The organism is Clostridium sp. (assembly GCF_036660475.1).
Classification (GTDB): Bacteria; Bacillota; Clostridia; order Clostridiales; family Clostridiaceae; genus Clostridium_J.
Map to the genome: position 1 here is coordinate 64,770 of NZ_JAVXAO010000005.1, position 26,831 is coordinate 91,600.

At 31.5% G+C, this 26,831-nt stretch carries 20 protein-coding genes; 3 read left to right on the plus strand and 17 right to left on the minus strand.

The annotated features are described in order from the left end of the window. Nucleotides 1–5 precede the first annotated feature (5 nt). The 5 genes from RSA29_RS08620 to RSA29_RS08640 all read right to left on the minus strand — a co-directional run bounded on the left by RSA29_RS08620 (nt 6) and on the right by RSA29_RS08640 (nt 9,224). Entirely contained in the window at nt 6–686 is a 681-nt protein-coding gene (locus RSA29_RS08620; RefSeq protein WP_346943223.1) for an RNA polymerase subunit sigma, read from the minus strand. A gap of 136 nt (nt 687–822) precedes the next feature. After that, nucleotides 823–1,215, minus strand: a complete 393-nt coding sequence (locus RSA29_RS08625; RefSeq protein ID WP_346943222.1) for a hypothetical protein — start codon at nt 1,213–1,215, stop codon at nt 823–825. 269 nt (nt 1,216–1,484) lie between these two features. Continuing rightward, on the minus strand, nt 1,485–7,352 hold the full coding sequence (locus tag RSA29_RS08630; RefSeq protein ID WP_346943221.1) for a S8 family serine peptidase: 5,868 nt from the start codon (nt 7,350–7,352) through the stop codon (nt 1,485–1,487). A gap of 434 nt (nt 7,353–7,786) precedes the next feature. After that, complete coding sequence (locus RSA29_RS08635) at nt 7,787–8,020, minus strand: TIGR04540 family protein (protein WP_346943220.1); 234 nt, start codon at nt 8,018–8,020, stop codon at nt 7,787–7,789. 160 nt (nt 8,021–8,180) lie between these two features. Then, nucleotides 8,181–9,224, minus strand: a complete 1,044-nt coding sequence (locus RSA29_RS08640; RefSeq protein ID WP_346943219.1) for an AEC family transporter — start codon at nt 9,222–9,224, stop codon at nt 8,181–8,183. A gap of 181 nt (nt 9,225–9,405) precedes the next feature. Here RSA29_RS08640 and RSA29_RS08645 point away from each other — a divergent pair, with 181 nt between their 5' ends. After that, complete coding sequence (locus tag RSA29_RS08645) at nt 9,406–9,675, plus strand: DUF1294 domain-containing protein (RefSeq protein ID WP_346943218.1); 270 nt, start codon at nt 9,406–9,408, stop codon at nt 9,673–9,675. A gap of 84 nt (nt 9,676–9,759) precedes the next feature. Here the strand turns inward: RSA29_RS08645 and RSA29_RS08650 are convergent, their stop codons facing one another. The 8 genes from RSA29_RS08650 to ord all read right to left on the minus strand — a co-directional run bounded on the left by RSA29_RS08650 (nt 9,760) and on the right by ord (nt 18,496). Then, nucleotides 9,760–10,269, minus strand: a complete 510-nt coding sequence (locus RSA29_RS08650) for a flavin reductase (RefSeq protein WP_346943217.1) — start codon at nt 10,267–10,269, stop codon at nt 9,760–9,762. A gap of 137 nt (nt 10,270–10,406) precedes the next feature. Further along, nucleotides 10,407–11,567 (minus strand): ornithine racemase Orr, encoded by a 1,161-nt coding sequence (orr, locus tag RSA29_RS08655; RefSeq protein WP_346943216.1) that lies wholly within the window; start codon nt 11,565–11,567, stop codon nt 10,407–10,409. A gap of 35 nt (nt 11,568–11,602) precedes the next feature. Beyond that, nucleotides 11,603–12,931, minus strand: a complete 1,329-nt coding sequence (locus tag RSA29_RS08660; protein ID WP_346943215.1) for a GlmL-related ornithine degradation protein — start codon at nt 12,929–12,931, stop codon at nt 11,603–11,605. Between the two features lie 50 nt (nt 12,932–12,981). Next, the gene (gene oraE / locus RSA29_RS08665; protein ID WP_346943214.1) at nt 12,982–15,156 is read right to left on the minus strand and encodes a D-ornithine 4,5-aminomutase subunit OraE; all 2,175 of its coding nucleotides are present in this window, start codon (nt 15,154–15,156) and stop codon (nt 12,982–12,984) included. Next, a complete protein-coding gene (locus RSA29_RS08670; protein ID WP_346943213.1) occupies nt 15,156–15,518 on the minus strand; it encodes an ornithine aminomutase subunit alpha in 363 nt (120 codons plus the stop codon). The genes oraE and RSA29_RS08670 overlap by 1 nt, the downstream gene beginning before the upstream one ends. Before the next feature lie 167 nt (nt 15,519–15,685). Next, on the minus strand, nt 15,686–17,098 hold the full coding sequence (ortB, locus tag RSA29_RS08675) for a 2-amino-4-oxopentanoate thiolase subunit OrtB (RefSeq protein WP_346943212.1): 1,413 nt from the start codon (nt 17,096–17,098) through the stop codon (nt 15,686–15,688). Nucleotides 17,099–17,127: 29 nt separating this feature from the next. Next, nucleotides 17,128–17,427 (minus strand): 2-amino-4-oxopentanoate thiolase subunit OrtA, encoded by a 300-nt coding sequence (gene ortA / locus RSA29_RS08680; protein ID WP_346943211.1) that lies wholly within the window; start codon nt 17,425–17,427, stop codon nt 17,128–17,130. 19 nt (nt 17,428–17,446) lie between these two features. Then, nucleotides 17,447–18,496, minus strand: a complete 1,050-nt coding sequence (gene ord / locus RSA29_RS08685) for a 2,4-diaminopentanoate dehydrogenase (RefSeq protein WP_346943210.1) — start codon at nt 18,494–18,496, stop codon at nt 17,447–17,449. A 442-nt stretch (nt 18,497–18,938) separates the two neighbouring features. Between ord and RSA29_RS08690 the strand changes: the two genes are divergently transcribed. Beyond that, nucleotides 18,939–19,760, plus strand: a complete 822-nt coding sequence (locus RSA29_RS08690; protein ID WP_346943209.1) for a hypothetical protein — start codon at nt 18,939–18,941, stop codon at nt 19,758–19,760. A 90-nt stretch (nt 19,761–19,850) separates the two neighbouring features. On the opposite strand, the gene RSA29_RS08695 is transcribed toward RSA29_RS08690, so the two are convergent. The 3 genes from RSA29_RS08695 to RSA29_RS08705 form a co-directional block, all read right to left on the minus strand. Beyond that, nucleotides 19,851–20,885 (minus strand): helix-turn-helix domain-containing protein, encoded by a 1,035-nt coding sequence (locus tag RSA29_RS08695; protein ID WP_346943208.1) that lies wholly within the window; start codon nt 20,883–20,885, stop codon nt 19,851–19,853. Between the two features lie 87 nt (nt 20,886–20,972). After that, nucleotides 20,973–21,935: a phosphotransferase gene (locus RSA29_RS08700; protein WP_346943207.1), complete on the minus strand. Its 963-nt coding sequence runs from the start codon at nt 21,933–21,935 to the stop codon at nt 20,973–20,975. 170 nt (nt 21,936–22,105) lie between these two features. Further along, nucleotides 22,106–23,746 (minus strand): M20/M25/M40 family metallo-hydrolase, encoded by a 1,641-nt coding sequence (locus tag RSA29_RS08705; protein ID WP_346943206.1) that lies wholly within the window; start codon nt 23,744–23,746, stop codon nt 22,106–22,108. A gap of 283 nt (nt 23,747–24,029) precedes the next feature. Between RSA29_RS08705 and RSA29_RS08710 the strand changes: the two genes are divergently transcribed. Continuing rightward, nucleotides 24,030–25,208 carry an AbrB family transcriptional regulator gene (locus RSA29_RS08710; protein WP_346943205.1) on the plus strand — a complete coding sequence of 393 codons (1,179 nt, stop codon included), beginning with the start codon at nt 24,030–24,032 and terminating at the stop codon, nt 25,206–25,208. A 191-nt stretch (nt 25,209–25,399) separates the two neighbouring features. Here the strand turns inward: RSA29_RS08710 and RSA29_RS08715 are convergent, their stop codons facing one another. Further along, nucleotides 25,400–26,761, minus strand: a complete 1,362-nt coding sequence (locus RSA29_RS08715) for a sigma 54-interacting transcriptional regulator (protein ID WP_346943204.1) — start codon at nt 26,759–26,761, stop codon at nt 25,400–25,402. Nucleotides 26,762–26,831: the final 70 nt, after the last annotated feature.

A 26,831-nucleotide genomic window follows, 5' to 3' on the forward strand; every position in this document is an offset into this window, starting at 1 on the left:
TCTCCTCATATCTTTATCCATAACTTTAGATTTCTGAATCTTTTATGGATTATTATTACCACAGAGATTATAAATTTTTTACTTCTTTTTATTACTTTTTCTGTGACCTTAAACTTTAAAGTAATTTGTTTTATAGGTAATCTTTTCTTTTCAAATATAAATTCTACTAATAGCTTCTCTCTGCTAATTTTTTCTGAAATGTCTATTGCATTTTTCCTTGTATCCTCATGTTTTGGAGCTTCTTCCACTAAATCTTCTAGAGTAAATCCAAAACCACTTATTTCTTCTTTAAACTTATTAATTTCAAAAATTAATATTTCTTTATCCTCCACTGGACTTATATATTCATCACTTATATCAACTCCTGCTTCTATTAAAGCATCTAATGAATGGTTTTTGCTATACTTATTTTCATTTGATAAAAATGTCTTTACCCTACTACTTATAACAAGCCTGGCAAAGGAAGTAAATTCTCCCTTACTAGTATCATATTTATCCACTGCTTCTTTAAATGCTAATAGCCCTATACTAAATGAATCATCGTTATCCACAGATACATATCTCCCTGTAACAGAACTTATGGATTTTATTATAAAATTCATATGTATCTTAATGAATCCATTTATATCTTCAAGCATGTTTTCCTTTGTAAAGTTGTTATCTACGCTATTTAAACTTAATTTCATATAAGCCTCACCTTATTTCCTTTAAATTGTATGTTTTTATCTAATAAAAAAACAATTGAAAAACCCTAAGCTACAAAAGCCTAGAGTATTCATAACTACTTCTAATTTATAATATCATATTTTACATATTTATATCCTAAATATCCTCTGAATCGTCATCCTTGTCGCCATCTACATCGTCAGTATCATCTGAATCATCATCCTTGTCATCATCTATATCGTCAACATCATCTGAATCGTCATCCTTGTCATCATCTACATCGTCAATATCATACCCATAAATATCTTCTAATTCATCGTCAATTTCATCTGCCCAGTCATTACCGTACTTTTCCTTTAACTGCTGTTGCCACTGAGTCCCATATTTACTCTCTAATTTATTAGCCCAATCATCCCCAAATTCTTGCTCTAGTTCCTTCTCTAGTTTAACTGTAATATTTTCCGATATCCCATCTGTATCTGCAAATGCTACCGATGCACCTAATGTACCTACTAATGTTAATGCAATTAACATGGCTTTTATTTTCATATTAAAATCCTCCTAAATACTTAATAATCTTTTTCTCGTCCTATACTATTAAATACAAATCAGATTTTCTATTTAGGTACCTTTTTAACTCTTATAAGATATTTTCAATAAATATTTTTAAAAATATAGCTAGGATTTGATATCACCAAATCCTAGCTCCTAGTCTAATTAATACTTTATTTTAAATTTGAATTTCATGATATTAAAATTACCTTCAATTTATTTCAATTTATCACTATTACCTATTTTTCACTTTCAAGCTATTTATTTCATGAGTTTTTCCTCTTTTTTTTAAGTGATAGTCCAGCACCTGCAAGCACGATACCAGCTGACATAATTGATGTAATTCCAATACTTGCTCCAGTTTGAGGAAGTTCTGGTTTGTTTGGCTTTTCTGGTTTTTCTGGAACCTCTTCACCTTTTACTGTCACTTTACAAGTGTCAGTATATCCACCATCTTCACTTTTAACTGTAACAACCGCTTCCCCTATTCCAAGGGCTACAACTTTTCCAGCTACCACTGTTGCAACTTTTTCATCTGAAGATGACCAAGTCACATTCTTATTAGTCGCATCTGCTGGATCAAAAGTTACTGCTAATTGTGATGATTCACCTTTTTTAAGTTTAATCTTACTTTCATTAAGCTTAATAGATTTCAAACCAATATCTGTTGGTAATACAGTCACTTTACAAGTATCAGTGTATCCACCATCTTCACTTTTAACTGTAACAACCGCTTCTCCAACTCCTATTGCTACAACTTTACCATCTACTACTTTTACAATTTTTTCATCTGAAGACGACCAAGTAACGTTCTTATTAGTCGCATCTGCTGGATCAAAAGTTACTGCTAATTGTGATGATTCACCTTTTTTAAGTTTAATCTTACTTTCATTAAGCTTAATAGATTTCAAACCAATATCTGTTGGTAATACAGTCACTTTACAAGTATCAGTGTATCCACCATCTTCACTTTTAACTGTAACAACCGCTTCTCCAACTCCAACGGCTACAACTTTTCCAGCTACCACTGTTGCAACTTTTTCATCTGAAGATGACCAAGTCACATTCTTATTAGTCGCATCTGCTGGATCAAAAGTTACTGCTAATTGTGATGATTCACCTTTTTTAAGTTTAATCTTACTTTCATTAAGCTTAATAGATTTCAAACCAATATCTGTTGGTAATACAGTCACTTTACAAGTATCAGTGTATCCACCATCTTCACTTTTAACTGTAACAACCGCTTCTCCAACTCCTATTGCTACAACTTTACCATCTACTACTTTTACAATTTTTTCATCTGAAGACGACCAAGTAACGTTCTTATTAGTTGCATCTGCTGGATCAAATGTCACTTCTAATTGTGATGATTCACCTTTTTTAAGTTTAAGTGTCTCTTCATTAAGCGCTATAGATTTTAATGAAGTAGAAGTATCAGTAACATTTATTTCCCAAGTTCCAAAAACAGTATAACTATTAATGTTAACAGTAACAATCACTTTACCCGCTTTATGCGCTACTGCTTTTCCATCTACAACTGAAACAATACTATTAGATGAAGATATAAACTCTGCCGTTTTTACTAGGTGATTATATGGTTCTAAATTAAAATTAAGATCAAATTCCTCTCCAATTTTAACATCCATAATAGGTTTCTCTAAAGTAATACCAGTAATTGTTGGCACTTCACCATCTTTTGTTACATTTATAGCACATTTAAGTGAAAGTCTACCATCATTAGTCTTAACAATTACAGTCGTTGCTCCTGGTGCTACTGCAGTTACGTTTCCATTTGCATCAACTGTAGCAATCTGTTCATTTTCTGATGACCAAATCAAGCTAATTCCTGGAACATTGTTTGGTGTTAGTGTGGCTGTTAATTTTTCAGTTTTACCTAATTCTAAAGTCATATTAGTTTTATCAATCGTAATTTCATCAAGTCTTATTGTATCTTCATACCCTACTGCCTTCAATATATCGTCAAGATCTCTTCCTTCAAAACTCATTGCTGGTTCTTTTCTATCAGCAATTTGTTCATTATATCCAGTAAAGTTGTATACTATAAAATCCATATCATAAACATCAACAATACCATCAAAGTTAAAATCTACAGGATTTTTAGTATAATCTACTTTTTTCCCATAGTATTTTTCTACTTCTAAAGCATCTAGGATATCTATAACCCCATCATCATTAGTCTCTCCACCAAGTAGAGATCTATAAAACTCAGTACCTGCCATATAATATGATTTACCTAATAATTCACCATAAAAATCCCTTGATGGCACAAATTTCCCTGCCTTCTTAAAGTGGCCTGGCATACTACTAACTACTCTTAATTCCTTTGTAGATGCTGGAATATTACTAAGGTAATACTCTTGATTTCTTTCAAGATATTTTAAATCATACTTATTACCTTCACCATCTTCAACCCAAATATATTTATCTAACTCACTAGTATCTCTTCCTGTATCCAAAACATCATAAAATCCTTGTCCCATCTGTGGCACTCTTATTGATGATGTTTTTTGTTTAATCATAACACCCTCATAAGTTCCATTGTATGCCATTTCAACGTAGTTTCCTTCCTTATCTTTAACCTTCATCTGTCTACATTGGATGTATTCTTTATAGAATTCATTCTCTTCATCAGATGCTAGATTAAATTCTACATCCAATAAAGCTATATCACCTGATATATTCACTGGAATACCATCTTTATCCACTACATCTAATTTTAGGTTTAAGTATCTATTAACGTCACCAGTAATTTCTTTTTGGATATTTACTCTATATTTATTAGCATCTAAAATGTGTTGAAGCTCCTCATTAATTTTTATATCATTAATCTCAAAACTATAAAAATAATCTAGCTTAGCATCGAAGCTACTTCCTGTTACATTATTAACTTTAATGGTGGCTGTTATATCTTCACCTTCTTGCATTTCATCCTTATCTAAAGTTACACTAGTATACGGTGCACCTTCTTTAACAAAGAAATATCTTGGAGGTAGGTATAGATTCTGTGAAGTTGCTATATCTGTAGGCATTGGTGAGAACTCATACACACCATATTCTATATCCATTTCTTCTATTCCAAATTTAAAATCACCATTTTCACTTACCGGTAACCCAACACTTGGCATTCCATTAGTAAATCCTGAAATTAGGATATTAGAATTATTAATATTTTTATACCCCATATCATTAAGTTCTTTAATACTATTGTCCATTGCATTTCCATGTACCCAGTAAGCTTCATAATCTTGGCCATAAAACTCTTCAGTTGTAAACATGTCCTTTGTTATTTCATAAACTCCAGGTGTTTTATCCATTTTAAGCTGAACGTCTTGATTATCAACTAAAACATTATAATTATACTTATACTTATCCCCGTTCTCTTGATCTATAGCAATAAATTCCAAAATATATTTACCATCTACCAATGCACTTCTGACGTAATCCGTATTACCATCTTTATCTACCGGAAAATATGATGCTCTTCCATCCAGTGCTTTAACAGTCAAGCTATAACCTGGTGGCAATTCCGATAAATCCTGCTGTCCCACATATCCCACTATTTCCTGTGTTTCAAAATCTTTAACGTAAACATCCATAGTACTTATTGGCGATGAAACACTTATTGTAGCAGATATTCCTGAAGCTTTTGCATAATGCATCATTTCAAGATCATTGCTTACTGCCGGCCTTGATAGTTCAATAGCGTTCATTCCTGGAGTTAAGTATTTCACAGCGAATGGTAATCTATAATCTTCTGTAGGATTTTCACTATTTCTGACTGTTATATAACCTTCATATCTACCGAGTTCTGCATTAGCTGGTATATTTATTATTGTATCTAAATCAATTGTTTTTCCTGCCTCTACTTTTACTGTTCTAGCTATATCTAATGTTACATTATTAGTATTAGCATTTTTAGCACCTACTTCTTCACCTGAGAACTTAACAGAAACATCAAATGATTTATTTGTTGTTCCGCTATTTACAACTTGTAGTTTTTTTGATTTATTTGTATCAGCTTCACGCCTTGCAATTCTGTCAAAGGATAATGAGCCTGTAGTATAATCTATTTCTATCTTCTCACCAAACTCATTAACAGATTGACATTTATCTAAAACTTGTATTGCTATATCACTATGAACTGCATTGTAAGCATTTATCCTTCCTGCCCCTTCCGCATTTACTGCATAATCTCCTACTAAATCCTCTGCAGTATTCATCATAGCAACCTTAACTTGTTCTGGTGTAAGGTTATTATTATTTTGTAGCATCAATGCAGCTACCCCAGCAATATGTGGTGATGCCATTGATGTTCCATCTATTCTTGAGTAAGCTGTTGAATAGTCTATTCCATCTTCTGGACTATTTATATACTCCGGATAAGTTGAGAATATTCCAACACCCGGTGCTACAATATCTGGTTTAATAGTTTCATCTAATGCTGGTCCTCTTGAGCTAAAGTCCGCTAATTTATCTGCTTCAGTAGTTGTCTTTCCATCAAGTGCAAGTTTAATTTTAATAGCTTCTGAGCCTACAGATACATCTTTAATTGCATCTATAAGCATTTTTCCCTCTTCCATACTCATTGAAATACCTGGAATAATATCAGTTTTTTCACCAAAATATAGATTCATTTCACCTGGTACATTATTAGCTATTATTAAGCCAATAGCTCCTGCTTTTTTTGCCGCCTCAAATTTTGCTCCAAAACTTAAATATCCACGATCTAAAATTAATATTTTACCTTTAGCATTTACATTAAGAAGCTCGTTCTCAAATCCGAACCCACCATACACAACTTCATATTCATTATTGGTAAAATCTTCAATACTCTTAAATGTTCTTGCAAGTAATTTACCATTTGCTGTTACTCCAGTTGATGTTTTAACTTTGAACTTGTCTAAGGCAATATTAGTAGTACTTGCACCAACTGAAATAGCTAATGATGATGATCCTGGTGATCCTAGTGTTGTTTCATTTGGACCTGCATTACCGTTTGCAACCACTGGAACCACTCCTGCAATTGCTGCATTATTACAAGCAATGGAGGTTGGATATAATGGATTAGGTGTTTGAATACCTAATGATAAGTTTATAACATCCATTCCATCGTCAATAGATTTCTCAATAGCCGCTATAATATCTGAAGAATTTCCTACTCCAAAAGGTCCCAAAACTCTATATCCATATATATCTGCTTCTGGTGCAATACCCTTTACTGCAAATTCACTTTCAGCATTTTTCCCATTTGCACCTATAGTCCCTGAAACATGGGTACCATGATATGTGTAATAAGAGTTTCCATTTTCATTAAGCTCCGCTTCACCACTTTGCTTCCAATCTTCATATGTTGTTTCCATTGGATCATTATCACCATCAACGAAGTCATATCCGCCCTCTTTATAATTACCCTTTAAATCTGGGTGGTTGTAATCTATACCAGTATCAATAACTCCAACTTTTATACCTTTCCCTGTTATTCCTTCGGCTCTTAACTTATCTACTTGAATTAATGGTGTACTTGTTACCATACGAGTTGATGGACCTTCCTCCATTTTTTCCATCATAATCTCTGGATCTAATCTAACTTCCTCATCCTTCCATATATATTTTACAACACCACTATCTAATAACTTTGATATATCCGTACCTTTAACTTTCATTGATACACCATTAAAGCTATTATAGTAAAAATGATCTATACTATATGTCGTAGCTAATTTTTCCTTAGAGTTATCTGATAAGAACTTATTAAAATCGCTATGGTCCTTTTCTACACCACCTTCTATTGAATATGTTTGAACCCCACTATTTAATGCATTTGACGTTATTCTCGGTAGTGATTTAAACTCAACTATTATAGATTCATACTCCTCAGTAGTAATATCAACTCCAGCATCAATTGGATTAATCCCTAATTCAAGCTCTGCGGACTTAATATCATTTTGGTACTTTTTTGCTAATCTTCTAATAGAATTTACACTTCCCCTTGTGTCACCCTCATAAGCATTTACGTCCCCTAGTGGAAATAGTGATAAAATCAGTGACAGTGATACTGTGCCACTAACTATCTTCCTCCACAATTGAGACTTCTCCCATTTTCTTCTTGCCATTTTACTTCCCCCTTTTTTTAACAATCACATTTTTAGTCATCTTTTACTGTCATAATAATTAAACAAATAATAATTTAGATTATTATTTATTTTCATTGCATTTGCATTCAAATACAACTTTAGTTGATTTACTTTTTATCCCATATTGTATACGTATCTAACTGGAAATAATTACATTTTATGAATAAAGCATTTACCCCTTTTTTATTCCATCATTTCATGTAAATTAATGTAAAGTAATGCACTTTTAAAATCTTATTAAATATAATTTTATTTTTCAAATAAATCTTAAGCTCCCCATATATATTTATACTTATAATTAGTTTTTTTTGAGCTAAAAGATTTAAATACGTCGCAATCTTTTTTAAATTTTAATACAACAAAAAACTCTAGACTATACAGCCTAGAGTTTTCACACTACTTAAGTTTCTAAATTATTTTTTATCTTTTACTATGTCATTAATTATTGCTACTCTTTCTTCTGTTAACAGATTAGCAATTTTAATTTCTACTTTTCCATTTTTAAAAACTCTACCTTGGTTAGCTTCTACAATTCCAATTATCTTTTGTGATAATTTTTCATAAGTCATTAGATCATCTCTATATAAATCTATTATATCTCTTAGACATGCTCCTAATTCCTTTGGGTTTCTATAAACTGTTCTCATTTTATAATCCTCCATCTTTTATGTTAATAATTATATTTTATCCCATTGCTCATTTACAACATACATATTATAACTCACATTATTTTCAATTGCCAACATTTATTTTTATATAAAAATATGGATTGCACTTTAAAGATTACAACCCATTTTTTTATTGTATCTAACCTACTAAATATATAAACAAAGGAATTGTTATTATAGATAATAGTGTTGTTATAAATATACATTGCGAACCATATCTTCCATCTCCACCTGAATCTGCAGCAATTACAGGTCCGACTACAGCACCTGGCATAGCTACAAGTAATGTACATATAGCTATAAGCATAGGCTCTATGTTTAATAATTTCATTATAAAGAACACTATAAGCGGAGTTACTATTAATGTCATTAAGGATACATAATATAAGCTAAAATCTCCCAGCATATCTTTTATGTTAGATCCGCATAACATTGATCCAATAATCATCATAGCAAGTGGAGTAGTTAATCCGCCAATGCTTTTTATAGTTGAATCAACTGCATATGGAAGTTTAATTTGAGCTATAAATATTACAATACCTATTATAACCGCCAATACAGATGGATTTTTTATAACACTTTTAATTGCTTCCTTAACTGATATATTTCCTGTAAATAATGATACACCTAGCGTCCATACGAATATAGTAAACATCATTGTGAAAATTGATCCATAAAATACACCTATATCTCCAAAGACACTATTCAGAATAGGATATCCCATAAATGCACAGTTAGAAAATGCCGTTGTAAATCTTAGCATTGGTTGTTTCCTACCATCAGCCTTATAATAAATGTACTTAGTTCCTACAAATAATAATATATGTATTATTGCTGAGTATAAAAGAATTTTTATTGCATTACCCATAATAGCTTTATCAAATTCCAGGCTAAAGCTATTTATTATTAATAATGGTAATGTTATATTAATCACTAAAGTACTTAATCCCTTTTCTACTCTATCATCAATGTAGTTTTTCTTTCTAGCATAAATTCCAACTAACATCATAAACGATAAAATTAAAACTTGGTTTATTGCATCCATTGTAAGTCCCCCTTGAACCTTTTCTAGTAATACACTTATTAAGCATACTACATTTTCTCCAAAGTTAATATTACTCCAATTTCCAATATTAATCCAAAGTTTTATACATATATATTTATCTTTGACTATAAACTTCATTTAACTTCCTTAGTAACTTACACCTTGTATTGCACCGCTATATCACACTATCTTTTTTGTTAAATATAATTTAAAATAAAATAAAGAACTTATAAGTAAGCCTCCAAATTTTAATTTGGTTAAGGTGCACTTACTCATTCCAATGTATATTAGACTGAGTTTCCTATTTAAAGGAGGATTTATGGATACTTTTATAACTTATTTAGCATTTATCAATTTACTTGGTTTTTTTATAATGTTAATTGATAAAAAACGTGCTATAAAAAAGCAATGGAGAATTAGTGAAAAAGCACTTATTATTATTTCTATAATTGGTGGTTCCATTGGAATGCTTTTCGGAATGAATACTTTTAGACATAAAACTAAGCATAAGAAATTTACAATAGGAGTACCTTTTATTCTTGTTATTCAATTAATAATATCAATCTTCTATTTTAAATATATAACATAAAAAACAAAGTATGAATTAAACCTCATACTTTATTTTTTATATTCATTTTAAAATATTAATATAAATTAAACAATACCAATGATACTATAACTTATAACAAGCTTCTACTTGTCCATAATATACTACATGATAATCCTCTCCTGGGTAAGCTGACGTTTTTATACCCTCACTTAAAAATTCTGGATTCATTTCTTGCTTATAAACTATTTTACATTCATAAGTTAATACATTAGGTTTATTTATTACTGGAGTGTCTACAGTTTTTGATGGTATAAGTTCTAAATCGCACTCCTTAAACTTATCATAATCTCTTCCCGATTTAATTCCACAAAATTTAATTTCATCTTTTAAGCTATCATCTAAAGGAATTGTTACAGTAAAGTTATCTACATTGTCAATCATTGAAAATGTATGCCTCTGCTTTCTTACTAACACTGTAAATATTGATTTTCCCCATTGAAAGCCAACATTACCCCATCCTATCGTCATTGTATTTACTTCTTCTCCAGATTTTACTGTTAAAAAAGCACCTTTCTCATGTAGGTTTCTTACTGCTTCATTTAAATCCTGTGTAAACTCATTAAAATCTACCATATTAAATCATCTCCCTAAAATTAATCGAATTTATTACCATTATATACATATTAGATTGAATTATAAATATGTTTTTCAATTCCTTCATTAAGCTTGTCAGCAAATACCACATCACAAGAATATATTACAACTACTATTTACTCAACTATATACTTATTTATATATGGTGAAGTCATAACTGATAAAAGCGCTCCATAATCCACACTAAAATCAACTATATCCCCAACTTTGTAACTTTTCTCACTGCTAGTTACATCAATTAGAAGATGGTCACTACTTCCCCCTAGAATTCTTATCTTCTCCTCTTTTGGCGTTATTCCATCTATTTTAACATCCTGTCTTCCCATAGAAATTATAGCTCTTTTTATTATACCCCTATCCTCAAAGGTTGGCACTTGTCCAAAAGCATCCATTCCTATATTACCCGTTGGTATTGATGGCTTATCTTTAATCTCAATAATTTCACCTTTCAACGTAAATATATCGTTGAACATTCCTGGTATATCTCTTCCATATGCAGTTTCTCTACCTAAAACTACTGATTCTCCAAGTCTTAATGAGGTTACACCTTTAGGTATATTTTTATTCATCACCATGTATAGACTACTAGAGTTACCTCCTGACACTACGGACAAGTGAATATTTAATTTCTGTTCTATTTCATTCTTAATTTCTATAAGTCTTCCTAAGTTTACATCATCAGGAATTACTCCACCATAGCAAGTTAAATTTGTACCCACACCAAGAAATTCTATATTAGGCAACTTAATTATTTCCCTAGAAATATCTAGTGCATCCTTTTCTAAAATGCCTTCTCTTAAATCACCTAAATCCACCATGAGAATTACTTTATGAACTCTATTTAGCTTCACAGCTTCCCTAGACAAAACCTTAAGTGTTGCTATTTCCGAATTCAGTGAAATATCACAATATCGAACTACACTACTTGCTTCACTAATAGCTGGTATTCTAAGAAGTAATTTCTCACAATCCAAATTCTCTAGTTTTTTCAAATTCGCTACTCTTGAATCTCCAATTGTCTTTACTCCCGCTTCTAATATACATCTTACAATCTCCGGATGAGAGCAAAACACCTTAGTAACGACAGAAATATCAATATTACTTCTTCTACAAATATTTAATGCAAACTTAGCATTATGTGTTAGTTTCCTCAAGTTCACATCTATCCGTGGATAATTTGTTGTAGTATCTTCATCTGTCAAAACATCTAGTGCAAGATTAGTATTACAAGTTAACTTTATATCGTCGAATTCTATATCTGAATTATTATTCACCATACTTTAAACTCTCCTTTTTATTAGAAACTTATTATTTATATCTTCAAGCTAGCTTTTAAGAGCTGAATTGCCGCCTCTTTATTTTCTCTACTTAAGACTCCGGCACAAGCCATTATATACATATCATCAAGAAGTACCTTCGCTTCCTTTGTTGGTCGCATGGTAATATCGCCCTTAACATCCTTAATAGTTTCTAAAATTTCTTCACCTTGTCCAAGTCTTGTAAGAGCCCCTCCAGTTCCTATGATGTACTTAACCATGGATAAATCCTTACCATAAGCACTAAACTTTCTTCCAGAGCCATAAACTCTTTTTATATATCCTACATGTCTATCAATTGCAGTATTCACAGCCTTCCTTGTAAGAACTCTACTCCAATGACGTTGTTCTTCATTTGCTGGAATAGGCTCTATAAAGGATTCTATTTCCAACTTTGTTTTCCCCTCAAGCTCATGGTCATGTAAGAGTTCTAATACATTTTCTCTATTCACATATACTCCGAGATCTCCTTCAACGGTACGCTTTGCCTTTGGTTCTGGAGTTACTAAAATATCAAGAACCTCAACACTTCCTTCCGTAACTGAATGAACATCGGTGGTAGCACCTCCAACATCTATAACTATTACATCTCCAATTACTTCATATAATAGTTTTGTAGCTTCCATTACAGCTCCAGGTGTTGGCATTATAGATCCATCTACCATTTCCTTAATCTTATCCATCCCACCGGCCTTTACTATGTTAACTTCAAAGGCATCCTGAATTATTGACCTTGCTGGCTCAACATTTAGTTCATCCACTCTTGGATATACATTGTCAATGACATATAACTCCTGACCTTCAAAGATTTCTTTTATCTCCTCTTGGTTAGCTATATTTCCGCAGTACACCACTGGAATATTAAGATTTGCCCCCCTAATTATTTCTGCATTATCAAGGGCAGTTTCTCTCTCACCATAATCTGTACCACCGGCAATCATTATAAGATTTGGATTAATTTCCTTTATTTTTTTAATATCCATTCTTCTGAGTCTACCCGCGGTGACCATCTTTATAATCCCACCAGCCCCAAGTGCTGCTTCTCTAGCTGCTTTAACTGTCATATCTTCAACTAGTCCATGAACTGTTATCTTTAACCCACCTGCTGCACTACTAGTCCCTATCATTCTGTCATACTCTATAGTTTCACCCAAAATGCCTTCCATTTCTCTCACCGCATTCTTAAGTCCAATAGTTACATCACCTTGTAAAACTGAAGTAAAAGCCTTTCCTTGACCTACAACTTCCACTCCATTTTTAAAATTAAAAGCCGTTACCACCGTAGTTGTACTACCAATCTCAGCTATTAAATATTCAACTCTCATGGCTTCCTCCTATTTTAAAAGGCATACAAATACTTGTATGCCCTTAATATTTATTTGCTCATTAACGTTTCAATTATAAATGATGCTACATTATTTCCGTGAGTTCCTCTTCCAAAACCTGCATCCATTCCATTAGCTACTGCAACCTCATTACTTACTTGAGTTCCCCCACAGCAAATAATAAATTTATCTCTAACACCTTTTTCTATGCAAAGATCATGAATTTTCTTCATATTCTTCGTATGAATATCATTATGTGTAATAATAGTACTCATAATAATAGCTTGTGCTTTAGTCTCTATGGCTGCATCTATTAATTTTTCTACTGGACAAGACGTTCCAAGATATACAACATCTATTCCATATTTCTCTATTCCACCATGTTTAATGTCAATTATTTCTCTTAGCCCAACAGAGTGCTCATCTTCACCAACTGTAGCTGCTACAACTCTAACTGGATTCTCTTTAACATAGCCTCGCATTACATCATCAGCTAAAAGCTCTTGTTTTTCTGGAATCTTAAGCTCAGATTTTTTAACTGCAAAGTTAACCTTACCCTTGATTTCAACTAAAGTACCTTCTGCATCCTGCATTACTTGTTTATGAATAACTTCTACATCTGTTAAATTCATTCTTCTTCCTATTTCAAGAGCTGCTGCTTCTGCAGTACGCTCCTCCTGTGTAATGAATAATGTTGTAGATACATATCCATCATTTTTCCATTCTACCTCTGGTATTATTAAGTCTTCATCCTTACTATTTTTAGCCATCCTCACATTAACATTATCTTCTTCATCAAGTTCATCTATATAAACTATTTTACTGTGATCACATAATGTACACTGATTTATAGCATCGCACGCCTTGTTATATTCTTCTGGTACATTGTTATATCCGAAGTGAGCACATACTGGTGCAAAGTATTCCTTATCTCTTGGAACAACTGTATCTACAGCAATACCACCATCTATTTTTCTTGCTATACCATCGCTGTTTCTTTCTGGATATTCTCCTGAATCTACGAAGAATCCATCTTGAACAGCCTTAAAGTATCCGCCACCTTCAATCATTTCTTCTAGGAATAATACAGCTCTTTCTTTAAGCTCTCTAACTTTTTCTGGAAGATATCCCTCTTTTTTAAGCTCTATCATATCCATCAATCCATCCATACCAATTAAAGCCTGTTTTGCAGTATTTACAGCATGAATATTATTATAATGCCATGGCACGTTTCTTCCTTCATCAGGAGTAATTGTACTTTGGATATCTGCTGAAGTAAGTTCAGATATTAAAAGGTTCAATGAATGAGTTACTGTAGCTTCTCTAGTGCATGAAGCCATGTATTTTGTATTCATTTGCGCCCTCATTTTATAGTTTCTAAATAATTCCCTTAACGCTACTGCATAAGGTAAATCATATCTAAGACATGGTGCTGGTGGCGCTGTTGGCGGAACTGTAGATAATGATATATTACTTTGTTTCATTCCAACCATTTCCGAGAACTTAGAGTTTATAGCATGTTGAACCATAAGCTCTGGCATTACTTTATATCCCTTCATAGCTGTTGCATTTGCATTATGTGCTCCATCTATTTGAAGAATATCAGCCCAAGCCATTATATGTTTTGCAACTGCTGCATCAACAAAAGATCTAACCATATTTATATTTCTATAAAGTACATTGTATTGTGGATCTTGGTGAGCTCCATTTATTCCCTCTTCTGCAAACATTACAGCGATATCTGGACCTGCAACACCTGAAACATAAGAGTGGAAGTTTATTTCTCTTCCAACTTCTTCTTCTATCATATCAAGGGCTTTTCTTGTAGCTCTAACCTCTTTTCTTGTTATTGGAACTCCACCAGTTCCCTCTGGACTTCCTTCAATTAAACTATCATAATGACTTTGACCTGATGTTCTTATAACCATAATATGATCCGCACCGTGCCAAGCTGCCATTCTCATTCTTCTAATATCATCTTCAAATCTTCCTGAAGCTACTTCAGAAGTTATTACAGCTCTTGGTTGAGGATCTATGTTTGCAAAGCTTGTAGCAGATGGAAGTGCTTTACTATTTTTTAAAGGTTTTGATATTTCCATATACTCAAACTCGCCCATTGGCTCATTATATTCTTCTCTCCAATGCCATCCTCTTCTCTTTGGTTCATACTTATCTAAATCCTTAAGTATCTCTGCTACATCAATTTTTGTATTTATATCTAGCATTATTTATCCCCCCCAAACAACTTACTAACTTCATTCCAGCCCTTGCCTTCTCCTAGCTCTCTGCCTGCTTCTAAATATGGCATTTCCTTAAGTTTTCCATACTTTAATACCACATTTCCCATACCTTTTCCTAAAAGTCCAGCTCTTAAGCCCTCTTGAACTATTGCTTGAGATTCAATGCTTGAGAATCCCATTCTAAGAAGTACTGATCTTTCTATTGATGATGATGTATTTCCATATGCTAAATCCACCATTGGATTTACTATCTCTTCAGTTAATTTCCAAAATCTTTCATACAACTGCTCATCACTTAAATTTGCTAAATGCTCTCTTCTTTTATTAAAATCATCTTCTCTTTTCACTATTTATCTCCCCTTAATAGTTTATTATTTATCTATTTTTAAACCCTATTAATTCCTATTATCATAATTTTCACTCTAGATATATTTAAAATATCTAAGTAGTATTCTATTTTACATCTTTTATTTTTTGATGGTTATTATACATTTACTAAAATAACAATTTCAGTTTATTCCACACAAACCCCAAATTCTCTTAATAAATCAATAACTTGATTTTCTTGAAGTCTTGTTTCATCACAAAGAAACTTAACATCTATTTCTGAAACTACATTTTCTTTTAATAGTTTTACAGTATTTTTTATAAGTGATTTTCTATAATCATTCAAATCCTTATTATCAACTTGAATATATGATGGATGTTCTGGAAGTATGATATTTTCCCCTGGGATTTCCTCTGCTGGATTTCCCCTTAATACTTTGATTCCATTATCCTTTGCAAAGGTAAGCTGTGGAACAATATGTTTTCCAGCTCCAGTATATTCAGTTTCTTGAACTATAATAATTGCGTCATCCTCCATCTCTTGAGCTATAGCAAAAGCTGCAGCTAAGGATGTGTTTCCTGCTGGACCTCTTTCAAGTCCTTCTAACTGTGCCAAAAGCTCTGTCATATAAAATACTTGTCCTTGAGCTAATGTTACATATCTATCTAAATATCTAAGTGGTCTTGCAGCACTTCTTGGAACATCACTTCTATCTGGCCAAACCATAAATGGAATGCCAAATCCAGTGTGACCTGTTGTAAATGATTTTTTATTAAAAGCTTCATCACTAGCCATGTGAAGACCTTGTAGATTTACAGAAGCCCCAACTATTTTAGTATTTGTTGCTCCAGCTTTTATAAGACCTCTTGCAGTTCCAGTAACATTACCTCCCCCTGCATGGGTGATTATAACTGCATCTGGATCTTTTCCAAATTTTTCTCTGCACTCTGTAGCTATTTCATATCCAAGTGTTTCAACTCCCGCTATTCCATAAGCTGAATATAAGGATGCATTATAAAAATTAGTCTCTTCTAAGGTTTGTAAGTATGTGTAAAATAACTCCGGCCCTACAGTTAGTTGCAAAACTTCTGCACCTAAGTATTCACACTTTCTTCCCTTTTCAATTATCTCAGGTTGTCCCACTTTTCTCGAATCATAACATTCTTGAACAATTGTACATTTTAATCCATGGATTGCAGCTTGAGATGCCACTGCTGCACCATAGTTTCCTGAAGTTGCCGATGCTACACCTTTATAACCTCTTTGCTTTGCATCATAAACAGATACAGATGCTCGTCTATCTTTGAAACTTCCTGAAGGATTACAACCTTCATCCTTTACAAATATCCTTGCAGCTTTTCCAGTCTTAGAAGCCTTTCTTGCAAGAGCTGTAATATTTCTTAGCTCTAGTAGTGGTGTATTTCCAACTCCAACACTACTTTGAATCTTCATAATATCGCTTAAGGAATATCCTATATCTCTCATCATACCTTCATAATCAAAAGCAATATTGCCCTTCTCATATTTATCAAAATCCATACCAACAGATTTAATCATTATTTCATTTTTTCTACTCATTACCTCTTCATACTTATTCATATAAATCACCCACTTTCCTTAATATATATTTACTGAAAAAGCATTTCTTTTGCCTGCTTGCCAATATATGCTATCTCACTTACATATCTACCAAATCCATGGGAATATCCTGGTTCTACTTCCTTAACTATTCCCTTCATGATTCTTCCAACCGTAGTTGTAATCTCTACCTCTTCACCTAGGTTACAATCTGAATTTACAAAACCTCTAACCCACATTTTTAATGGAGTTTTCTTTGTATCTTCCGGAATTGCTGGTGATCTATCAGAACACTCTAGGACAACTGTCTCTACTTCAACAAATGTACCCTTATTAATCAAAATCTTCACCCCCTAAATAAATTAAAAACTAATCTCTCTCTATAAAGTTTCTGAAATCTCCCATTATAGCTCTTGGAACTGGTAAATCTATCATAGTTTTTAACCCAGCTCTTGCATTAATTACGTGTGGAATCATATTTACAACCATTGCTATTGTTCCAAGTCCACCATCAACCTCTGGTTTAATAACCATATTAACCTCTGGAGTTCCCTTTATAGTTATATAATCCCCTGTGAACGTTCCTTCCATCTCTGGTTCGATTTGTTGTGGGTGAATCATATCTATTTTAAGTTCCCCATTAACATATCCTTGTCCAGTCATATTAACACCAGCCACATCTCCAGCAGCTGCAAATCCATAAGGTGATTTTCTATCTACATTAGTTACTATTGGTGCCATTTGTTGTTCAAACTTATCAATCTTCCATCCCATTGAATCAGCTATCATATTTACAGATTCTATAAATCCAACATGACCAGCTAAGCTTCCATCAATAACCCCAGCATTAAAATCTTCAACCTTCATACCAACGCCTTGTTCTTCCATAACTGCAGGTCCAAATGGTGATAAACTATTTACTCTCTTAGCTTCCACATGAGTAACATCTGTCATACATCCGGTTAAACAAACAACAAGTAGATCCATTATTAAACCAGGATTAATTCCTGTTCCAAGTATTGTAACTCCATTCTCCTTAGCAATTTTATTTAGCTCCTCTGCAAGGTCAGGATTTTTAGCTTGTGGATAAGACATTTCCTCTGCTGTAGATATAACATTTATTTTCTTTTCTAAAACTGATTTCAATCTTGGGAATGCATTCTTAGTAAAAGAATCCGTTGCACATAAACATATGTCACAGCATTTTTCTGTTAAAACTTCATCTATGTTAGAATTTATTATTACATCTTGTCTATTGCCTCTTTCAATTTCTAAAACTTCAAAAATACTTTTTCCTACTCGAGCTGGATGCATATCACAAACACCAACTATATCTACACCTGTTTTAGTTAAAAGCATTTTTGCCATGCCGCTTCCCATAGCTCCAAATCCCCATATTGATACCTTAACGTTTTCCATTTTAAATCCCCCTATTTTTTGAATATTTCATATATTCTTAATACAGCAATTATCATGCCAAGTTTTTTTCAATAATTTGCATGACTTACTGTATTTTTTTCTAAATTAATACAAATTTTCTAGTTGTCTTCTTTTCTACTGCAAAATATTTTTCTTAATAATCTATCCATAATATAGCAAAAATGCCTATGCAAAATTATTTGCATAGGCATTGCTTGTTTTTGGGCATATTGTTACTCTTGATATTATAAGTACACTTTTTATAAGTTATGTTATAATTTAAATTATCAACTTAAATTATCAACTTAAATAATATCAGGGTGTTACAGGAGCTAACTAGACATGATATAAATTAAAATAATACTACTGTTAAACCTAAAGGAGATTCAATATGAGAATAATATCAGAGCATAACTTATGTATAAATAGACCCTACATTAATTTGAAAAAATTATCAAGAAAGGTCTCATTAAGAAAAGGTATAATTACAGATGCTGGTTTTAAGAGCACTTATATAATAAACCAAGCTACACAAGCTTTATCTAAAAATAATAATTACACAATAGAACTTAGTGAAGGAATAGAGAAAGTAATATTTGACATAGAGCAATTAAATAAAATGTTATTAGTTGAAATTAATTATGTCTCTAAAAGTGGTTCTAAATCTGCTAAATTCAAAGTTTATATTATTTTAGGAACTATTAAATATGCTATACCTTTTAGTTCCTTTGAAGATATTTATAATAATTGCATGAATATACTAACAACCGAGCTTCACGGAACTAAAGAATTGGCTTACATAAAAGAAGGCTTTAATAATTTAGAAACCGAAGAAACATTAATAAATATCGACTTAAATTTAAAAAGGTTAGCAGAATTTAAAGAAAAAGTGAACTATAAAAAAAATGCTCCATACTTTGTAATAAATAACATCGATTCATGTACTTCAAAGTATGATATAAATAACAAAACCACTAAAATAGAAGTAACTAACAATGTAAAAATTCTAAGATATGACTACAATACTAGGCTTTACACCTTAGTAGAACCCAGTAATAATGTATCTTTAATCCTATTAAAGGAAAATGATATTATTTGTGATTTAGGTAACTCCACATCTCAAAATAAATTTCCTACAGTTAGCATTTATACCGAATATGGTTTAGGAAAATTATTAGATATTGAAAATAATGTCATTCCAACAAATAACCTCTTAGCCTTATTTGCTAATATATTAGACTTAGGATTAGAAGTTCTAAATTAGTATTAACCTACAATTCACATAGAAAAGAGTTAGCATAATAAACTAACTCTTTTTGTGTTTCTTCTTAATTCTTATAACGTTCTACAACTGTCAAATTAAAAGTTTTCTTAATCTCTCAATCTCACGTTTTGGCTTATCGATTATTTCTCCTGAAAAAATACCATGTTCTTCTTGTAGAATTATAATTTCCTGTTCTAACGTATCTATCGCTTTCCCATATTCACCTAATGCTTCATGGGCATTTGCCATAAAGACAATAGGATCAATTAAACGAGGTTTTTTCTGTAATTCCATACACTTTTCATAATCCATGATTGCATCTTCATATCTTCCTAGTTTCACCATACGATCCCCGCGTGATATATAAGCCTCCCAAGCTGTTCCAAACTCCTTAACCCCTTTATTCCAAAGGTTTATAGCTCCACTTAAGTTTCCCTGTGCAAGTTCAATGTCACCTTCATACATATAATCTAAAGATGTATGCTTTAGTTTTTTAGCTTTAGTTATTACATCCTTTGCCTCATCATAATGGCCATCTCCTATGAGTTGATCTAAAAGATATAAATAACCACTCCAATACTCTGGATGTTTCTTTGTAAATTCCTTATAATATTCTATTAGAGAATCGTGTCTATTATAATAATAATCTCCATAGACACCATTTTCTGCATGAACTAGTGCACAGTGATAATCCTTTTCGTAGGGCTTATATTTTAATGCTTGCTTTGCATATTCCGCTGCTACATAATGATGGCTCTTAGATCTGTGATTATGCAATTCTGCTAAAAGATAATATGCCCTTGCATTCTTTGGTTCACTTTTTAAAACCTCATGAAGAAAGTTATCTGCATAATTAAATTTTTCATTACTAATGACTCTTTCATCCATTATCATATTTTCTATTCTTTCCATATGTGAATCCTTTGGTATTTGAAAAAACTCATCAATAGTTACACCAAAATATACAGATAAGAGCGGCAATAACTGAAGATCTGGAGACGTTACATTGTTCTCCCACTTTGATACAGCCTGATAAGAAATACCTAAATAATTTCCTAACGCCTCTTGAGTAACTCCCTTTTCCACACGTAAACTTTTAATTTTTTTCCCTATTTCCATTGTCATATACTAAATCTCCTCTTCACTACCAATCCTTTATCCTATTTTACAAATCATATTTTTAAAATTCTTTGCTATACTAAAGTTAATAATCTAAATTAATATAAAATTATCATAGCCTTTCATTATAATATCAGCTATCTTATTTGCAGTTTCATAGTAAAAGTCAAATCCTTTGTCCCTTTCTATACTTTTATCATTTAATTCTTTTTCAATAAATTCAATACACTCGTTTAACGCAGCTAAGATAATATCCCATATAAATTGCTTATAATCTGGTTTTTGTGACAGTTTTAAATAGTATTCATTTATAAATGTTTTTCTATATTCATCTGTCATATAATATGAAAATGGAAATCGGTTTTGATTTCCATGTGTTATTAATCTGCTTATGTCAAGCGAGTATGGCATAATCCCTCCAAAAGCCCAATCAATTATAGTTACTTTAGAATCATTAAAAATAGCATTCTGTTGTAAAAAATCTCCATTGCATAGTGTTCGCGGACAGATAAGTTGCCTATTAAGAAATTCTTGATAGGCTTCTGACAAATAAAATTCATTCTTTAAGCATTCAGCCCGTTTATTAATTCTTTTCCAATATTTACAAAAACGTGAATCTACTTTATCATCCTCAAAACCATCTTCTTGCCAATAATAATTATGAATTTTAGATATACTATGAGCAGTAGCTATAGCCATCTCATTATTGAATTCACGCAAATCAGTTCCCGACACATGTTCTATAAGCACCCAGTCCGTTTTATCTACTTTTATATTTTTGTAAAACCTTGGCACCGAAAAAGAGTTATTCTCAAGCATTTTACTATAAATTAATATTTCATCTATATTAGACTTCTTTAACACAAAATGCTCTTTATTGTATGTTATTCGATAAACATTATATGCACAATCATATGAACAATCTTCACCTTTTTCCTCATCGTGATATTGCTCAATTGTTATATTACTTAGATTAAAATATTTAAAATTCGATAGAACTAACTGTATTTTATTTTGTTCATCTAAATTATTTAATACCTCTAAATATATACCCATAATATTATCTCCACCCATCAAATGTATATTTATTTTCATTGATATAATTGTATAATAATGAAATATAATCTACAATAACTCATAGTTTTAGCAGACTCAACTAATAGGTGAGTTTATTCACAACTACTTTCTCAACTATCATTTTAAAATAAAAATAAGTACCTTTTTAACTATTCATCTAAACTTTTAATAAAATCAACAAACAAATATGGCAATACATTAAAGTTATAATTGAGACTTAATCTCTCACTACACTTATGTATGTCCTTCCCATAAGGTCCAAAAATAATGGACGGTATATTTATTTTGCTAATTTCCTTTTTAGGAAAATCATAAAAATCATTTATTCCTAGGATATTATTAAATAGTTCCTCATAATCATATCCTTTCCTCACCCCTGTGAAACACATATCACTCAAACCCATGAAGAAATCTTTAATTTCTATGGTTTCATCATATTTTTCAAAAGCTATCTGTTTAATTTTATCAATAGCTTGAAATAATTTTTCTACTGTTTTGTCTTTCTCATTTAGATAACTATCGGGATAGTAAGGAGGTATAAATCCCAATACAATCATAGGTGTTTTATCACGATAGTTATCTACTACTTCTTTAAACACTCTAATGGCTATATCCTGAATTTCTTTTCCTTCTTGCACACTTCTTGTTGTAAGGTTTCTAATATACAAATCAAAATCCCCCTGGAAACTTTCTTTAACATTACTATAAATCTCATTAAACATAACTACTTTAGGTAAAACTTCAATAATATTTACCTTTGAATTTGTTAATTTCATATAATTATCAGCACGTTGTTTCTCTATTTTAATAGTTTCACTAAATGCCTTCAATGCTACTTCTTTTAATCTATTTATAAGGTCATAAACCTCTAAGTTAAGTGTAATTATATTATAGTATGATGCAGTACAAATAGGTGTTGTTATTGAATAGGTACTCTTTAAATCCATCATTTTTAAACAAGCTGGTGGTGGTGTCCATACGCCCCTACTTTCTTCACAAAAATCAGCATTATGATGAAGCAACTCATGCAACTTTGATGCCATTAGATTTGAATCGAATCCATGAAAAGTATGTTCACCAGCATGTGTCCCTATACCACAACATAAAAATAATGGCATTACTTTTCCAGCTGATCCAACATGGATAAACCTTTTTTCATTTGAATCTTCAGAATTGGGTACGTATGCCTCAAGATTTATTAACGCCTTAAATATATAACCTTTTTCATACTGTAAATTATAAAGTGTTTTTACAGATTGTAACATACCTTCTGAATTAGTTTCTTCTCCTGGAACCCCTAAAAACAAAATGTTAGTATTGATTTTTTCTTCTTCTGAAAAATAACGTAATAATTCAATACATAGTGCAATTCCATATTTCATGTCCGAAGTGCCTCTGCCAAAAATCCACTCTCCAGAATGAAGGTCCTTTTGAGCCTCATCATCGAGAGTTAATTCAGAAATTCTCTTTGTTATCTCTTTCATATCAAAGGCAAAATTTTTTAGATGTCCATACTCTTCAACTCCAACAACATCATAATGCCCCGTAATAATAATTGTATCACTGGTTTTTTCTTCAGCCTCTAACATAGCAAAAACAACCTGTCTATTAAAGTTATCTTTTTCCACAGGAATCATTTTAAGATTAACTTCATTGTCTTTAAAATATTTAATTCTACCAATTAATTCATAAGTTTTTATTGCCCCCAAATTCTCATTCTCTGATCCTGAAATACTTGGTACTTTTACTAATTCATCTAGAGCATTATAAATATTTTCTTTAGATACCATCTTACTTCTCCTTTCCAGTTATACTTTACCTTAAATCTAACATTTCACTAATACTTTCCACCTTTAAACTATTCCTATGCAGCTTCCAAATAAATAATGTTAAGATAGTTTTTATCCTTACATATATATTAATATCTTATAGGTTTGACAAAATTGAACACTTTGAAATACAATCTAATTATTATGTAAGTTAAATATTTTATCGACATCTGAGTAATTGGATTATAGTAAAGTAAACTCAATTTATGAAACTCTGGTTGATAAGTGTTTTTAGGAGGATATCATGACCCTATATTTTTTTATTACAATGTTAGTAGCCTTAATTGGCGGAATGATTTTCAAAAAAATTAAATTTCCAGCAGGCCTTATGGTCGGTGCTATGCTCTGTGTTGGTGGATTAAATGTAATTACCGGTAATGTATACGTACCTAGCTCTACTAGATTTTTTGTACAAGTTATCGCTGGTTCATTTATTGGGATGACTATGGATAAGGATAAATTTAAACAACTTAAAACAGTAATGAAGCCAGCTATAGTTATGATAATAGGACTTATTATCATTAACATAACATTAGGAGTCTTTGTGTACTTTTCAACGGATATGAATCTTGTATCCTCACTTTTTTCCACTGTACCAGGTGGTATGACAGATGTTAGCATTATAAGTCAAGAAATGGGTGCTGATACTGCAAGAACAGCAATTTTTCAGTTAGCAAGATTAATTTTTGTGGTAACTTTCTTTCCTCTAATTATAAAAGCCATTAACAAAAAACTTAATGGCGACAACACACTTGAAAGTTTGCGTGAAACTAAACCCGCTGGAAATATTGATGAAGAGCTCTCTATTGCTAATGATGTGTGTGGAGATGCTAATGAACCTGATGTGAAAAATGAACTGATATCTAGTGAGTTTCTGCACAGTAGCACTAATACTAACAAAATAATTAGTGAAATCTCTAAAGATAACCACTGGAAAGAATTAATTTTAACTTTATTAGTAGCATTAATTTCCGGAAAAGTAGGTAAAGTTTTAGGAGTTCCTGCTGGGGCTATGCTATTTTCATTGATAGGTATAACCACGATGAAGGTATTTACTAATAAAGGTTATATTTCACCAATATTAAAACAAGGTGCTCAAATTTTTGCTGGCGCATACATAGGAAGTAGTATCACATTAGATGTTATACTTGGACTTAGATTTGTGATTCTTCCAATAATTTTCTTAATGATTTCATATACAGTACTATGCATGACTTTAGGATATTTAATAAGTAAATGGTTTAAAATAGACTTAATAACAGCTCTATTTGCCTGTACACCGGCTGGTGCTTCTGATATGGCCCTGATTGCCACTGATATAGGAGCAGTAGGCTCTAAAGTAGCATTATTCCAAGTAATACGGTTAATAAGTGTTATAGCTTTATTCCCTGGAATTATAAAAGTGATTGTTAGTATTTTTTAGCATATATAAATTCTAATTAAGAATGTATAATTTAAACTCTATATATCAAAATGAAATCCTTATTAGATTTTCAAAGTATCAACTGTGTAAATTAATTAAACCAGATACTAATAACATGAGAAAATTCAAACTAAAATCCAAGGTATATATACCTTGGATTTTAGTTTTAGTTTAATATTAATCTAGTATATCTAAATCAATTTATACTTCTTCAATTTATATTGAAGACTTTGTCTTGATATCTTTAACTCCTCTGAAGTTTTACTTATATTGCTGTTGCTTTTTAAATAGGCCTTCTCAATTATATTTTTCTCTATACTATCTATATATTCATTAAGTGGTAGTTCCCCATTAAATGAAAGTTCATTTGAACCTTCCACAATAAAATTAATTTTAGTTCCAAAACACTCCCTCGTTAATATTTCTCCCTCATCCACCATATTCATAGCACTTTCAATAGTATTCCTCAATTCTCTAACATTACCTGGCCAATTGTGTTTCAAAAACCCCTGAATTACATCTTCAGAAATACCTTTAACATTTTTATATAAAATTTTGTTATAATAATCTACAAAGAATTCACATAATAAATGTATGTCTTCTGGTCTTTCTCTAAGTGGTGGTATCATAATTTTTATTACACTAAGCCTATAATAAAAATCCTTTCTTAACTTTCCTTCTTTTATGAGCTTATCTGCTTCTTCATTTATAGTAGCTATTATTCTAACATCTACATCAATGGTTTTATTGCTTCCCAAAGGTCTTATATATCCATCTTGAAGCACCCTTAAAAGCTTGGACTGAAGATATGGTTCCATGGAATTAATCTCATCTAGTAAAATTGTTCCTCTATGCGCTTCTTCAAATAATCCCTTCTTATTTTCTGCCCCTGTAAAGCTCCCCTTAACTGTTCCAAATAACATTCCTTCTAAAAGTGCACTTGGTATCGCAGCACAGTTAATCGCTATAAAAGGCTCATTTCTCCTTATTCCTTCATAATGTATACTTTGAGCAAAAAGCTCCTTACCACATCCTGTTTCTCCATAAATAAGTACCGAAGAGTTTGATATGCTAGCTCTTTTGCCCTTTGTTATTTCATCTATTAATTCTTTACCATTTCCTACAATATCTTTAAAAGTATAAAAATGTTTTTCTGATTTTGTCTTGTTTTCTAGCACACAAATAGTTTCATTAAGCTTTTTTATCTGTGTCATATCTCTCGCTATCTCTATTACTGCTTCAATTTTTTTACCAATTTTAACTGGTATCGTTGAGTTTATACTTGTTATAATCTTACCTTTATCATTGCTATAATTTTGAATACTATCCTTAAATGTAGTTCCACTTTGAAGACAATTTATTATTGTTGAATCATATTCCATGCCTTTAAGATATTCATGAATCTCTTTACCCATAACATCTTCTTTTTTTACACCCTCGATATTTTCCATGGCATCATTATAATAGATTGTTTTCCCCTGACCATCTACTATATGTATTCCTTCTTTTAGATTATTAATTAAACTCTCTAATAGCACCTCAACATTTTCCATAAACATTCTCCCCCATGTATTTAAATTCCCATATTATGATATTCAACATGTAATTCTTATGTATTCAAAG